14 protein-coding genes and 1 other RNA gene are annotated in these 12,806 nt (G+C 68.5%); 13 read left to right on the top strand and 2 right to left on the bottom strand.

Annotated features, from left to right (window positions below; translation table 11 throughout):
- Positions 1–3 precede the first annotated feature (3 nt).
- The 8 genes from zapA (at position 4) to GVN21_RS05020 (ending at position 6,621) form a co-directional block, all read left to right on the top strand.
- Positions 4–336 (top strand): cell division protein ZapA, encoded by a 333-nt coding sequence (gene zapA, locus GVN21_RS05055; protein ID WP_166573632.1) that lies wholly within the window; start codon positions 4–6, stop codon positions 334–336.
- A 51-nt stretch (positions 337–387) separates the two neighbouring features.
- Positions 388–548: non-coding RNA, 6S RNA (gene ssrS, locus GVN21_RS05050), on the top strand.
- Positions 549–561: 13 nt separating this feature from the next.
- Positions 562–1,161, top strand: coding sequence for a 5-formyltetrahydrofolate cyclo-ligase (locus GVN21_RS05045; RefSeq protein ID WP_166573631.1), 600 nt, complete (start codon positions 562–564; stop codon positions 1,159–1,161).
- A complete protein-coding gene (locus GVN21_RS05040; RefSeq protein ID WP_166573630.1) occupies positions 1,162–2,001 on the top strand; it encodes a TIGR00282 family metallophosphoesterase in 840 nt (279 codons plus the stop codon).
- Between the two features lie 53 nt (positions 2,002–2,054).
- Entirely contained in the window at positions 2,055–2,333 is a 279-nt protein-coding gene (locus GVN21_RS05035; protein ID WP_166573629.1) for an AbrB/MazE/SpoVT family DNA-binding domain-containing protein, read from the top strand.
- Positions 2,314–2,712 carry a type II toxin-antitoxin system VapC family toxin gene (locus GVN21_RS05030; RefSeq protein WP_166573628.1) on the top strand — a complete coding sequence of 133 codons (399 nt, stop codon included), beginning with the start codon at positions 2,314–2,316 and terminating at the stop codon, positions 2,710–2,712. Before GVN21_RS05035 ends, GVN21_RS05030 begins: the two co-directional genes overlap by 20 nt.
- 55 nt (positions 2,713–2,767) lie before the next feature.
- Positions 2,768–3,181, top strand: coding sequence for an organic hydroperoxide resistance protein (locus tag GVN21_RS05025; protein WP_166573627.1), 414 nt, complete (start codon positions 2,768–2,770; stop codon positions 3,179–3,181).
- 185 nt (positions 3,182–3,366) lie between these two features.
- The gene (locus GVN21_RS05020) at positions 3,367–6,621 is read left to right on the top strand and encodes a carboxyl transferase domain-containing protein (protein ID WP_166573626.1); all 3,255 of its coding nucleotides are present in this window, start codon (positions 3,367–3,369) and stop codon (positions 6,619–6,621) included.
- A gap of 4 nt (positions 6,622–6,625) precedes the next feature.
- Here the strand turns inward: GVN21_RS05020 and GVN21_RS21145 are convergent, their stop codons facing one another.
- Together GVN21_RS21145 and GVN21_RS05010 are read right to left on the bottom strand one after the other, a co-directional pair.
- Complete coding sequence (locus GVN21_RS21145) at positions 6,626–7,696, bottom strand: calcium-binding protein (RefSeq protein WP_166573625.1); 1,071 nt, start codon at positions 7,694–7,696, stop codon at positions 6,626–6,628.
- 71 nt (positions 7,697–7,767) lie between these two features.
- Entirely contained in the window at positions 7,768–8,367 is a 600-nt protein-coding gene (locus tag GVN21_RS05010; RefSeq protein WP_166573624.1) for a TetR/AcrR family transcriptional regulator, read from the bottom strand.
- 75 nt (positions 8,368–8,442) lie between these two features.
- On the opposite strand from GVN21_RS05010, the gene GVN21_RS05005 reads away from it, so the two are divergent.
- The 5 genes from GVN21_RS05005 to GVN21_RS04985 all read left to right on the top strand — a co-directional run bounded on the left by GVN21_RS05005 (position 8,443) and on the right by GVN21_RS04985 (position 12,801).
- On the top strand, positions 8,443–9,498 hold the full coding sequence (locus tag GVN21_RS05005) for a DUF2855 family protein (RefSeq protein ID WP_166573623.1): 1,056 nt from the start codon (positions 8,443–8,445) through the stop codon (positions 9,496–9,498).
- Positions 9,499–9,511: 13 nt separating this feature from the next.
- Positions 9,512–10,909 carry a carotenoid oxygenase family protein gene (locus GVN21_RS05000; protein ID WP_166573622.1) on the top strand — a complete coding sequence of 466 codons (1,398 nt, stop codon included), beginning with the start codon at positions 9,512–9,514 and terminating at the stop codon, positions 10,907–10,909.
- Positions 10,910–11,096: 187 nt separating this feature from the next.
- Positions 11,097–11,759: a beta-ketoacyl synthase chain length factor gene (locus GVN21_RS04995; RefSeq protein ID WP_166573621.1), complete on the top strand. Its 663-nt coding sequence runs from the start codon at positions 11,097–11,099 to the stop codon at positions 11,757–11,759.
- Positions 11,759–12,538, top strand: a complete 780-nt coding sequence (locus GVN21_RS04990; RefSeq protein ID WP_166573620.1) for a lysophospholipid acyltransferase family protein — start codon at positions 11,759–11,761, stop codon at positions 12,536–12,538. The genes GVN21_RS04995 and GVN21_RS04990 overlap by 1 nt, the downstream gene beginning before the upstream one ends.
- Positions 12,535–12,801, top strand: a complete 267-nt coding sequence (locus GVN21_RS04985) for a phosphopantetheine-binding protein (protein WP_166573619.1) — start codon at positions 12,535–12,537, stop codon at positions 12,799–12,801. The genes GVN21_RS04990 and GVN21_RS04985 overlap by 4 nt, the downstream gene beginning before the upstream one ends.
- Positions 12,802–12,806: the final 5 nt, after the last annotated feature.

The following is a 12,806-nucleotide window of genomic DNA, read 5'->3' as shown; positions in this document are numbered from 1 at the left end:
GCGATGGCCCAGCTGAATGTGACGGTGAACGGCAAGCCCTTCCTGGTCGGCTGCGAGGATGGCCAGGAACGGCACCTGATGGAGCTGGCCGCGACCTTCGACCAGCAGGTGCGGGCCGTGGGGCAGGAGGTGGGGCAGCTGGGTGAGACCCGGTTGTTCCTGATGACCGCCCTTTTGCTGACCGACGAGCTGTCGGATCTGAAGCTGCGGGTCGGGCATCTGCAGAACGAACTGGCCAAGGCCCAGGCCGAACAGGCGCGGGTGGAGATGAAGGCGGCCGCGGCGCTGGAGAACGCGGCGAAACGCATCGAGAAGATGGGCGGCGGCGGGGCGTAGCACGCGCCGCCTTGAGAACGGCGCCGTCCGCGCCTACCTTGTCCGGTGGCGGGTCTGCTGCGGTTCGCGTCGGGAGCGATCTATCCTTCTGACCTTAATTCTCTCGAAGGGAGCTGTCCCTGTCTCTGGCCGTGGCTGGAGGTATATGGCGCCCACCTGGTTATCCGGGTCTGAGGGGATAAAACTGTCTTTCACGGTCCTCGCGGCGCCGCCACTCTAACCCCCATGACACACGATCCCGTCCTCGACGCCCAGAAGGCCGCCCTGCGGATCGAGGCGCGCAGGCATCGCAAGGCGCTGCAGGTGCAGCATCCCGAAGCTGATTGGATGATCGCCGACCAGGCGGACGCCGTGCTCGAGGTCTTTCGACTGAAGCCGGGGGTGGCGGCCCTCTACAAGGCGCTGGGGGCGGAGATCGATCCCCGGCCGCTGGGCGAGGCGCTGATGCGCAGGGGCTGGCGGCTGGCCCTGCCGGCGGTGATCGATCTGGAGGGACCGCTCGAGTTCCGCAGTTGGAAACCGCGCGACATCCTCGCCCACGACCTGGCGGGCCTGCCGGCGCCGCTGGACAGCGCTCAGCCGCTGGCGCCTAGCCTGATCTTCGTACCGCTGCTGGCCTTCGACCGGCGCGGCCATCGTCTCGGCCAGGGAGGCGGCTTCTATGACCGCACCTTCGCCGCCATGACGGACGGCGGAGCGGCGCCCAGGATCGGTCTCGCCTACCAGGGCCAGGAGGTCGACGCCGTGCCGCACGGACCGCTGGACCAGCCGCTGGATGGGATTCTGACCGAGGCGGGCTATAACCCCGCCCGAAAGGATTTCTGAATGCGTATCGCCTTCTTCGGGGATGTCGTCGGCCGGTCCGGCCGGGACGGGCTCTCCGATCATCTGCCCGGTCTTCGCCGCCGTCTCGGCCTCGACTTCGTGATCGTCAATGCCGAGAACGCCGCCGCCGGCTTCGGCATCACCGAGAACACCGCCCGCGAGCTGTTCGACGCCGGGGCCGACTGCCTGACGCTCGGCAACCACAGCTGGGACCAGAAGGAGGCGCTGACCTACATCGTCCGCGAGCCCCGGCTGATCCGCCCGGCCAACTATCCGATCCTGTCCGACGCGCCGGGCCGGGGTTCGAACCTGTTCGAGCTGCGGGACGGCCGCCGCATCCTGGTGGTCAACGTGCTGGGCCGTGTGCACATGGACGCCATGGACGACCCCTTCGCGGCGGTGAACCGCGAGCTGGACAGCGCCCCGCTGCAGGTCGTCGCCGACGCGGTGGTGGTCGACATGCACTGCGAGGCGACCAGCGAAAAGATGGCCATGGGTCACTTCTGCGACGGCCGCGCCAGCCTGGTGGTCGGCACCCACACCCACGTGCCTACCGCCGACGCCCAGATCCTGACCGGCGGCACCGCCTACCAGACCGACGCGGGGGCCTGCGCCGACTACGACAGCGTCATCGGCAACGACAAGGAAGAGCCGCTGCGCCGGTTCACCACCAAGATCAGCCAGGGCCGGTACCGCCCGGCGGACGGCCCGGCGACGGTGTGCGGCGTCTATGTCGAGACGGACGACAAGACGGGCCTGGCCAAGCGGATCGAGCCGATCCGGATGGGCGGGCGGCTGAAGGAGACGGTGCCGGAGGTCCAGGCGCTGGTCAGTGCGTGAAGCTTGATGGCCGTTGGTAAGATGGTTATCTTACCAGCTGAATGAGGTCGCCAATGGCTACGAAATCTTTGACAACGACCGTGTCGACAAAGGGGCAGGTTATCCTGCCCAAGGAGGCCCGCGAGATCACCCAGTGGGGCGCGGGAGCGAAGTTGCGCGTTGAGGTTTCGCCTAATCGGGTCGTGCTCACCCGGCAGCCGCTTTTCCCGGAGACCCGGCCGGAAGACGTTTTCGGCATCCTCAAATACGATGGGCCTCCGGTGTCCATTGAGGAGATGGACGCTGCGATTTCCGAGGAAGTGCTGAGCCGGCATGCTCGCGGTCGATACTAACGTGGTGATCCGCTATCTGGCGGCTGACCACCCGGACCAATCAGAGCGCGCTCGCGCCCTCCTGACCAGCCAGGACATCTGGATCCCAACGACCGTTCTTCTGGAGGTCGAATGGGTTCTCCGCCGTGCCTACAGACAGAGCCCCGTCCAGATCGAACAGGCGTTGAGGCAACTGGCCGGCATGCCGAGGGTGGCCGTAGAAGACGCCGAACTTCTTGCCCGCGCTCTTGAGGCCTTCAATGCCGGTATGGAAATGGCCGATGCCCTTCACTACGCCTCAGCCAGCGGCCGGGATGGCTGCCGGGGCTTTGCGACGTTCGATGAAGGTCTGATCCGCTCGGCCGCCGCCGCCGGCGCGCTGCCGGTTGTCAGGCCGTGAGGCCTTTCGCCTGACCGAGCAAGTTCTTACCTGCAATGTCGCAGAAGGAGCCCCCATGACCGACCCCATCTACACCGCCAAAGCCCACGCCGTCGGCGGCCGCGCCGGTACCGCCAAGTCCGATGACGGACATCTGGACGTCAAGCTTGGCTACCCGAAGTCGATGGGCGGCGATGGCAGCGGGACCAACCCCGAGCAGCTGTTCGCGGCCGGTTACGCGGCCTGTTTCCTCGGGGCGCTCGGTCTGGTGGCCCGGGGCGCGGGGGTGAAGCTGGGCGAGCACAGCCTCGACAGCGAAGTCGACCTGATCAAGGACGACACCAGTTTCCATATCGGCGTGCGGCTGACGCTCACCGCGCCGGACCTCGACAAGGCCCAGGCCGAAGAGCTGCTGCACAAGGCGCATGAGGTCTGCCCCTACTCGAAGGCGACCCGGGGCAATGTGAAGGTTGAGCTGGCCGTCGCCTGAGGGCGCTAGACGGTCAAAGTTATCGGGCCGACGGCGCCTGTGCGGACGCGCAGGGCGCCGCCGGCCTGACGTTCTTCCAGAGAAAGGCGGGGCGTCACGCCGTCCAGGACCCGCAGCCTCACCCTGGCGCGGACGGCGGCAATCCCTATGCTTGCGCCGAACACCTGTATGACACGGACCCCTCCATGGCTTTCAAGCGCCTGCTCATCGCCAATCGCGGCGAAATCGCCATCCGGATCGCCAGGGCGACGGCGGGGCTTGGCCTGACCAGCGTGGCCATCCACAGCCAGGACGACGCCGCCAGCCTGCATGTTCGGGCCGCTGACGAGGCGGTCGAGCTGCCGGGGACCGGAGCGGCGGCCTATCTGGACATCGGCGCTGTGGTGGCCGCGGCAAGGGCCGCAAAGGTGCAGGCGGTCCATCCGGGATACGGCTTCCTGTCGGAAAACGCCGCCTTCGCGCGGGCCTGCGCCGAAGCGAACTTGGTGTTCGTGGGGCCATCGCCCGACGCGCTGGAGACCTTCGGCGACAAGGCCGCGGCGCGGGCGCTGGCGGCTCGGCTGAATGTGCCGCTGCTGGCCGGGACCGGGGCGATCGATCTGAAGGGCGCGGAACGGTTCCTGGCCGAGCATGGGGCGATGATGCTCAAGGCGGTGGCCGGCGGCGGCGGGCGCGGCATGCGGATCGTCCGCCAGGGGGACGATGTCGAGGCGGCCTTCGGCGCCTGTTCGCGGGAGGCCAAGGCCGCGTTCGGCGACGGGGCGGTCTATGCCGAATGGCTGGTCGACAAGGCGCGGCACATCGAGGTGCAGGTGGCCGGGGACGCGGCGACCTGCGTGGCGGTCGGCGAGCGCGACTGCTCGGTCCAGCGGCGTCACCAGAAGATCATCGAGATCGCCCCGGCCCCGGCGTTGGGTGAGAAGCTGCGCGGCGCCCTGCACGACGCGGCGGTGAAGCTGTGCGCGGCCAAGCACCTCAAGGGGCTGGCCACGGTGGAGTTCCTGGTCGACGCCGGCTCGGGCCGGTTCGCCTTCATCGAGACCAACGCCCGGCTGCAGGTCGAGCACACTGTCACCGAGGAGGTCACCGGCCTGGACCTGGTGGCGATCCAGATCCAGCTGGCGGCGGGGGCCTCCCTGGCCCAGGTCGGCCTGAGCGAGACGCCGCCCTTCGCCGGGGCGGCGATCCAGGCGCGGGTCAATCTGGAGACGCTGGAGGCGGACGGGTCGGCGCGGCCGGGCGGCGGGCTGATCCGCGCCTATGAGCCGCCGACCGGCCCGGGGGTGCGGGTCGATGGCTATGGCTACGGGGGCTACGTCACCAGCCCCCACTATGACAGCCTGCTGGCCAAGGTGATCGGGCGGGGTCCCAGTCACGCCGCGGCGGCAGGACGCACCGAACGGGCCTTGATGGAGTTCCGGCTTGAGGGGGTGGAGAGCAATATTCCGCTGCTGCGGGCGCTACTGGCCGATCCGGCGGTGGCCCAGGGCAAGGCGACCACGCGCTTCCTAGAGGACAATCTCGAGCGTTTCCTGTCCGAGGCGCAAGCCCTGACCCCGGAGGGCGACGAGGGGGGCGGTTCGCAGCCGGTGGAGACGGCGCCGGCATTCGAGGCGGTGGCGGGGACCGACGCGGTGCCGGCGCCGCTGCAGGCCACCGTTGGACAGGTCGAGGTCACCGAGGGCGATCTTGTCCGAGCCGGCCAGACGCTGGTCATCCTCGAAGCCATGAAGATGGAGCATGTAGTCGCCGCGCCCGTCAGCGGTCGGGTCGTGCGGGTGGCGGCGACCAGGGGTGAGACACTGTTGAAAGGCCAACCCCTGCTTTTCATCGCTCCCGAGGAAGTCGAGGGTCTGGAAGCAGCGAAGGAGGAGGCAGTCGATCCCGATGCGATCCGGGGTGACCTGCAGGAGGTCATCGACCGGCATGCCTTCACCCTCGACGAACACCGCCCCGAGGCGGTGGCCAAGCGGCGGCGCACCGGCCATCGCACGGCGCGGGAGAACATTGCCGACCTGGTCGATGAGGGCAGCTTCATCGAATACGGCGCCCTGGCCATCGCGGCTCAGAGGCGGCGGCGCACGGTCGAGGACCTGATCGCCAACACCCCGGCCGACGGGATCATCACCGGCATCGGGACGGTCAACGCCGACCTGTTCGGGCCGGAGACCACGCGGGTGGCGGCGCTGAGCTACGACTTCACGGTGCTGGCCGGAACACAGGGCCATTTCAATCACAAGAAGACCGACCGGCTCCTGAGCATCGTCGACGAACAGAAGCTGCCCGTCGTCTGGTACGCTGAGGGCGGCGGCGGCCGGCCGGGGGATACCGACACCCCCGGCGTGGCGGGGCTGGACGTCACCACCTTTGGCAAGATGGCCGAGCTGGCTGGCGAGGTTCCGAAGATTGCCATCGTCGCGGGGCGGTGTTTCGCGGGGAACGCGGCCATCGCCGGGCTGTCGGAGATCCTGATCGCCACCCGCGACAGCAACCTGGGTATGGGCGGGCCGGCGATGATCGAGGGCGGCGGCCTGGGGGTATTCAAGCCGGAGGATATCGGGCCTTCGGCGACCCAGTGGTCCAACGGGGTGATCGACTTGCTGGCCGACGACGAGGCGCACGCCACGCGGATGGCCAAGCACGCGCTGTCGATGTTCCAGGGCCGCGTGCGCGACTGGAGCGCGCCGGACCAGCGGGCCTTGCGCCGGGCTATCCCGGAGAACCGGCTTCGGGTTTACGACATCCGGGCGGTGATCGAGGCGCTGGTAGACGCCGGCTCCTGGCTGGAGCTGCGCGGCGGCTGGGGCGCCGGCCTGGTCACCGGGCTGATGCGGATCGAGGGGCGACCGATGGGGCTGATCGCCAACGACTCCAAGCATATCGGCGGGGCGATCGATTGCGACGGGGCGGAAAAGGGCGCGCGGTTCCTGCAGCTGTGCGACGCCTTCAACCTGCCGGTCCTGAGCCTCTGCGACACGCCCGGGTTCATGGTCGGGCCGGAGAGCGAGGACGCCGGGGCCGTGCGGCGGGTGTCTCGCCTGTTCGTCGCCGGGGCCAAGTTCGGGCCGCCGCTGCTGACGCTTGTCCTGCGCAAGGGCTATGGGCTGGGGGCCCAGGCGATGGCGGGCGGGGGCTTCCACTCGCCGCTGTTCATCGCCAGCTGGCCGACCGGGGAGTTCGGCGGCATGGGCCTGGAGGGAGCGGTGAAGCTCGGCTACCGCAAGGAGCTGGAGGCCGAGACCGACCCGGTGAAGAACAAGGAGCTCTACGACCGGCTGGTGGCCAACATGTACGCTCGCGGCAAGGCGACCAGCATGGCGGCGGCCCTGGAGATCGACGCGGTCATCGACCCGGCCGATTCCCGGCGCTGGATCGTGGCGGGACTACAGGCCAGCCAGGCGCGCAGGCGGCCGGCGCGTCACTGGGTGGATATGGGGTAGGGGCTCAGAGCACCCAGTCGCCGGACTGCAGGGTCACGTCGCCGTTGATCTTCACGGTGAAGTCGGCCTTTCCATCCCCATCGACGTCCAGCTTCAGCAAGGTCTTGCCGGCCTTGTACTGCAGGCTCATCTCGCCGGCCGCACCGGTGAACTCGGCCACGGCGACAAAGGCCTGGTCGCCCTCGAGGCCGGCGTTGGCGTCGATGCCGGAGAGGTCCAGCTTGTCGCTGTCTCCGACCTTGAAGTCGGTGATGCGGTCGGTCTCGCGGCGGCCGATGCTTTCCTGCAGGAAGGCGAAGGTGTCGCCGCCGGCCCCGCCGATCAGGGTGTCGTTGCCGATGCCGCCGGTCAGGGTGTCGATGCCGCCGCCGCCGTTCAGCGTGTCGGCGCCGGCCTTGCCGAACAGCTTGTTGGCGCCGCTGTTGCCGGTCAGCTTGTTGCCGTCCGCGTTGCCCGTCCCGTCGATGGCGGTCGAGCCGGTCAGCTGCAGGTGTTCGAAATGGCCGCCCAGGGTCCAGATCACACCGGACTGGACCAGGTCACGGCCGCCGCGCTGGAACTCCTCGATGATGTCGCCCACCACGTCGACGACATAGGTATCGTTCCCGCCGCCGCCGCGCAGGGTATCGACCCCGGCCCCGCCGGTCAGCGTGTCGTCGCCCCAGCCGCCGAGCAGCAGGTCCTCGCCCGCGGCGCCGTCGAGCTCGTCGTTGCCCCGGCCCCCGTCCAGCAGATCGTCTCCCTCGTCGCCGCTGAGGGTGTCGCCGCCGCGGTCGCCCAGCAGTTCGTCCACGCCTTCGCCGCCGTTCAGGGTGTCGGCGTCCGCGCCGCCGAACAGGAAGTCGTCGCCCTCGGCGCCCGACAGGGTGTCCCCGCCGCGCAGGCCGCGGATGATATCGTCGCCTTCGCCGCCGCTGAAGGTGTCCGCGCCGCCGAGGCCGACGATCACGTTGTCCTCGTCGGGATCGCCCAGGGCGAGGCTGGGGGTCTCGGACAGGATCAGGCGCTGCGGGTCGTCGCTGCCGGCGGCCGCGGCGGCGGCGAGACGTTGGGCGGCGGTATTGGACGCGGACACGGTTTGATAATCCCCTGTTTGGACGCTCACCGATATCCCGGCCTTGGGCGGGCGGCAACGGGGTGAGGCGATCAGCCCTTGGCCAGGCCCTTCAGGATGGCCTGGAAGGTGTTGCGTCGCAGGGCCGAGGGATCGATCGAGGGGCCGAGCTTGCCGGCCAACTGGAGCACCAGACCGCCGTGCAGGGCGGCCCACAGCATATGGGCGATCAGCACCGGGTCGCCCTCGATCTGACCGGCGTCGACCATGCCCTTGGCCTGGCCGATCAGCATGTCTCGGGCCCGGCTGCTGGCGGCGACCAGCTCCGGATAGTCGGCCTCGTTCGGTTGGGAGAGGTCGAACATCAGGCGATAGGCGTCGGGCTGCTCGAGGGCGAAGCGGGCGTAGGCGCGGCCGACCGCCTCGGAGCGCTTCACCGGGTCGGGCTCGCCATGGAAGGCCGCCTCCATGGCCTGGGCGAAGCGGCCGAAGCCGGCGGCGCGAACGGCGGCCAGGATGTCGTCCTTGTCCTTGAAGTAGCGGTAGGGGGTCATTGGGCTGACCCCCAGTTCGGCGGCCAGCTGGCGCATGGTCACCGCCTCCGGCCCATGCTCAGCGAACAGATGCTCGGCGGCGGCGCAGAGGCGTTCGCGGAAATCTTCGACCTGGGCGGGAGAGAGGGCGCGGGGCATGGTTCGACACGGATACGGGGTTGTGACAGCCTATAGCTTACGATATAAGTTTACGACGTAAAATATAGGTGGACGATGAGTGCCTGGGATTTTCTGGTCGATAAGCGGGACCTTACGGCTGGTCAGCGCCGCGATTTTGCGCCGGCGCCTCTGGCCGCGGGCGAGGCGCGGCTGGCGGTGGAATCGTTCGCGGTCACCGCCAACAACGTCACCTACGGGGCGATCGGGGACGCCTTCGGCTATTGGAAGTTCTTTCCGGCCCCGGAGGGGCTGGGGCGGATCCCAGTCTGGGGCTTTGCGCGGGTAACCGAGTCACGGGCCGAGGGGATCGAACCAGGACTGCGCCTGTTCGGCTATCTTCCGATGTCGAGCGAGTTCACCGCCCGGCTGGTGAGGAGCGGGGGCGGGGTGGTGGATGCGGCGGCGCACCGGGCGCAGTTGCCGCCGACCTATAACCAGTATGCGGTGGCCCAGGAGCCTACCGCGACCGACGACCATCGCTCGCTGCTGCGGCCGCTGTTCGGAACCAGCTGGCTGATCGACGACATGTTCGAGGAGCATGGCGACTTCGGCGCCAGGAGCGTGGTGATCACCAGTGCGTCCAGCAAGACCGGGCTGGGCTTCGCCTGGCGGCTGGCCAAGCGGGGGGTGAAGGCCATCGGACTGACCTCGCCGGCCAGCAAGGCCTTCCTTGAGGGCCTGGGGATTTTCCATCAGGTCGTCACCTATGACGAAGCCGATGCGTTCGAGCCCGCGCGTCCGTTGGCCATCGTCGATTTCGCCGGCAATCGCGGGCTGATCGCGAAGCTTCACCGCCGGTTCGGCGACGACATCGTCCATAGCGCCATCATAGGGGTCACCCACTGGCAGGCCGAGGCGCCGGACCCCGAGCCGCTGGCCGGCCCACAGCCGACCCTGTTCTTCGCCCCGGACCAGATCCGCAAGCGGGCCAAGGAATGGGGAAGCGAGGGTTTCGACCAGCGGTTCACCGCCAACCTGGCGGAGTTCATCGCGGCCAGTCCCTGGCTGAAGCTGCAGACGGGCCGGGGGCCGGACGGGCTGGCGGCGAGCTGGGACGCGGTGGTGCGTGGCCGGGCTCCGGCCGATGTGGGGATGATCGTCAAACTATAAGGGGAGCGAGACCATGGACGGCGAGATCGACATCAGGGCGCAGAACCCGTTCCTGCGCGGCAACTTCGCGCCGCTGCGCAGCGAGGACGATTTCGAACTGGAGGCCAAGGGCGCCTGGCCGGAAGAGCTGTCCGGGACCCTGTATCGGATCGGGCCGAACCCGCAGTTCGATCCGACCGACAAGCGCTACCACTGGTTCGGCGGCGACGGGATGGTCCACGCCTTCGATATCGCCAAGGGCGCGGTGCGCTATCGCAACCGCTATGTCCGCACCCCACGCTGGCAGACCGAACATGCGGCGGGCCGGGTTCTCTATGGGGTGATGGGCAATCCGATGACCACCGACCCCAGCGTCATGGGGACCGACAGCGGGGTGGCCAACACCAACATCATGCTCCACGCCGGGCGGCTGCTGGCTCTGGAGGAGGCGCATGCGCCGTTCGAGGTGGCGATCGATGACCTCTCGCCGGTCGGGTATCGCGACTTCGGAGGCAAGGTGACCGCCCATCCCAAGGTCGATCCGCGCACCGGTGAGATGGTGTTCTTCGCCTACGCCGACGACCAGACGCCGCTGTCGAACAAGGTGAGCTGGGGTGTGGCCGACGCCGACGGCGTCCTGAAGAAGCGCGAGACCTTCGAAGCGCCCTACTGCTCGATGATCCACGACTTCGCCCTGACGGACCGGTTCGTGGTCCTGCCGGTGCTGCCGCTGACCGGGGATCTGTCGCGGGCGATGGGCGGCAAGCCGCCTTTCGCCTGGGAACCCGAGAAGGGGGCCATGCTGACCATCATCGACCGCGAGCGGGGTGTCGAAAGCCTGCGCTGGGCAAAGGTCTCGGCCGGCTACGCCTTTCACGTGACCAACGCCTGGGACCAGGGCGACACCGTGATCGTCGATGTGATGCGCTATCCCCAGGCGCCGTTCTTTCCCCTGGCCGACGGATCGCCGGGGAAGGAGACGGGGGCGGTGTCGCTGCGCTGGACCATCGACCTGTCGGGCGATGAGCCGGTGGCAACCGAGACCGTGCTGGACGACCTGGCCGGGGAGTTTCCGCGCATCGACGAGCGCCGCGCCCAGGTCCCGCACGGTCACGCCTGGTTCTCCGGCCAGGCCCGGCGGCCGGGCGACATCCGCGGCGACTGCCTGGCCCATCTGGACCTCCAGACAGGGGTGCGGGCGGTCTGGACACGGGAGGGCCTGGGCGGGGTCGGCGAGCCGGTGTTCACCCCGAAGTCCGCCGACGCGGCCGAGGGCGAAGGCTGGATTCTGACGATCCTCTACTGGCCGCGTGAGGACTACAGCGAACTGGCCGTGTTCGACGCCCTGGACGTCGCCGCGGGCCCGGTCGCGACCGCTCCGGTCCCAAGGCGCATCCCCTTCGGCTTCCACGCGAACTTCGTGGCGGCTTAGCGAACCCGGGGCTTCCAGATCCGCCGGGGACCGAGAGACACAGTGGCGCGAAGATACGCCGCCCACCCCCATTCCTAGGTTGTGCGGCGGTGCGCGAGGACTAGGATACGGGCAACGGTGGCAAGGGGGTCGCCGGGAGGGATTCGCCGGGCGCGTTATGGTCCGGCCAGTGTGCAGAATGGGGCAGATGAGCATCGCCACTCTGGCGGTCAGGGACTGGGGCGCAATCGTCATCGATGCGGCCGGCGTCGAAGCCGTGCATGGCCGGGCCGCGGGGCCTGACGCTGTGCCCATTGGGCTGCGCCGTCGGATGCCGAAATTCTCCCTGGCGGCGGTGCGCTGCGCGGCCGGGGTGGCCGCGCCCGGCTGCGAACTGGTTTTCGCCTCGCGCTATGGCGATGTCACCACGGCCCTGACGCTGTCGGAGACCATCGTTTCGGCAGAGCCGCTGTCCCCCTCGGCCTTCTCCGCCTGCGTCCATAATGCCGCGCCGGGCCTGGCGGCCCAGGTGCTGGGCGAGAAGTCCAGCCATACAGCGGTGGCGGCCGGCGAGGGCAGCCTGGCCGCTGGCCTGCTTGAGGCCTGGCTGCGGCTGTCGTCTGGCGAGGCGTCCGAGGTGCTGGTGCTGTTCGCCGAGCAGCCGCTGTCCGGCATCTATGGGGAGTTCGAGCACGAGCCGGGGGTTCCGTTCCTGGCCCTGGGCATGCGGGTGGGTCTTGGCAACGGCGTGGGCGACGGCGAGGGCGCGTCGGCCGGAACTGGAAGAGTGGGAGCTCTGGCGCTGCTCTCGGCGCTGGAGGCCGGTGTGGGCGCCATCCTTGTCCAGCCCATCCTTCGGGCCGCCGCGTGATGTGGGCGCCCCTGCGCAAGCTGGAACAAGGCGGCCGGGTGGTGACTACCGGCATCTCCTTTTTGCTGTTCGGCATTGGCGGCCTGGCCCTGGCCCTGGCGGTCTTCCCGCTGATCAACATCGGCTTTCACGCCCGAGACCTGCGCCAGCGGATCGCCCAGCTGATCGTCCAGCGCACCTGGCGCCTCTACATCCGCATCATGTGGCTGATGGGCACGCTCAGCTACGAGTGCCGGGGCGAGGACAAGCTCAAACGGGACCATGGGGTGATGGTCGTCGCCAACCATCCCAGTCTGCTCGACATCGTCTTCATGATGGCTTTCATGCAGCGCACCAAATGCGTGGTGAAGGCGGGGGTATGGAATAACCCGTTCATGGCCGGGGTGGTGCGGGCGGCGGGCTATATTCCCAACCTCGGCGACCCCGAGCGGCTGCTGGAAGACTGCGCCACAGCCCTGCGAGAGGGGAACAATGTGGTGATCTTTCCGGAAGGCTCGCGCACAGTACCGGGCCAGCCCCGGGTGATGCAGCGGGGCTTCGCCTATGCGGCGCTGAAGGCTGGCGCCCCGGTGCGGCTGGTCACCATCACCTGTGTGCCGCCCAATCTGCAGAAGGGTGTGCCCTGGTACCGTGTGCCGGTCACAAAGCCGCACTGGACCTTGACCGTGCATGATCGCATTGAAGTTTCTGAATTCGCGGGGCAAGACCCGCAACCTGTCGCCGCGCGCCGCCTGGTCACGCGAGTCGACGAGCTTATGGAAGAGAAGCTGCGCGCATGAGTGACCTGGAACACGACATCAAGGTGATGATCATCGATGTCCTGAATCTCGAGGACGTCAGTCCCGAGGACATCGACGCGCAGGAGAACCTGTTCGGCGACAACGGCCTGGCGCTCGACTCCATCGATGCGCTGGAGATCGGGGTCGGGGTGCAGAAGAAGTACGGCATCAAGATCAATGCCGAGGACAAAAGCACCCGGGCCCACTTCCAGTCGGTCCGCTCGCTGGCGGAGTTCGTCGCCGCGCAGCAAGCCGCTGCGTGACGGAG

The sequence above is a fragment of the Caulobacter sp. SLTY genome (assembly GCF_009905535.1).
GTDB lineage: Bacteria > Pseudomonadota > Alphaproteobacteria > Caulobacterales > Caulobacteraceae > Caulobacter.
Note: the sequence above shows the minus strand (reverse complement) of the source record. Positions and strands in the feature narration are given on the sequence as shown.

Excerpts from the sequence above, each read along its gene's own strand:
- zapA (WP_166573632.1), top strand. The coding sequence starts at position 4 with ATGGCCCAGCTGAATGTGACGGTGAACGGCAAGCCCTTCCTGGTCGGC.
- GVN21_RS05025 (WP_166573627.1), top strand. The coding sequence starts at position 2,768 with ATGACCGACCCCATCTACACCGCCAAAGCCCACGCCGTCGGCGGCCGC.
- GVN21_RS04985 (WP_166573619.1), top strand. The coding sequence starts at position 12,535 with ATGAGTGACCTGGAACACGACATCAAGGTGATGATCATCGATGTCCTG.
- GVN21_RS05020 (WP_166573626.1), top strand. The coding sequence starts at position 3,367 with ATGGCTTTCAAGCGCCTGCTCATCGCCAATCGCGGCGAAATCGCCATC.
- GVN21_RS05005 (WP_166573623.1), top strand. The coding sequence starts at position 8,443 with ATGAGTGCCTGGGATTTTCTGGTCGATAAGCGGGACCTTACGGCTGGT.
- GVN21_RS05035 (WP_166573629.1), top strand. The coding sequence starts at position 2,055 with ATGGCTACGAAATCTTTGACAACGACCGTGTCGACAAAGGGGCAGGTT.
- GVN21_RS05045 (WP_166573631.1), top strand. The coding sequence starts at position 562 with ATGACACACGATCCCGTCCTCGACGCCCAGAAGGCCGCCCTGCGGATC.
- GVN21_RS05000 (WP_166573622.1), top strand. The coding sequence starts at position 9,512 with ATGGACGGCGAGATCGACATCAGGGCGCAGAACCCGTTCCTGCGCGGC.
- GVN21_RS04995 (WP_166573621.1), top strand. The coding sequence starts at position 11,097 with ATGAGCATCGCCACTCTGGCGGTCAGGGACTGGGGCGCAATCGTCATC.
- GVN21_RS05010 (WP_166573624.1), bottom strand. The coding sequence starts at position 8,367 with ATGCCCCGCGCCCTCTCTCCCGCCCAGGTCGAAGATTTCCGCGAACGC.
- GVN21_RS04990 (WP_166573620.1), top strand. The coding sequence starts at position 11,759 with ATGTGGGCGCCCCTGCGCAAGCTGGAACAAGGCGGCCGGGTGGTGACT.
- GVN21_RS05040 (WP_166573630.1), top strand. The coding sequence starts at position 1,162 with ATGCGTATCGCCTTCTTCGGGGATGTCGTCGGCCGGTCCGGCCGGGAC.
- GVN21_RS05030 (WP_166573628.1), top strand. The coding sequence starts at position 2,314 with ATGCTCGCGGTCGATACTAACGTGGTGATCCGCTATCTGGCGGCTGAC.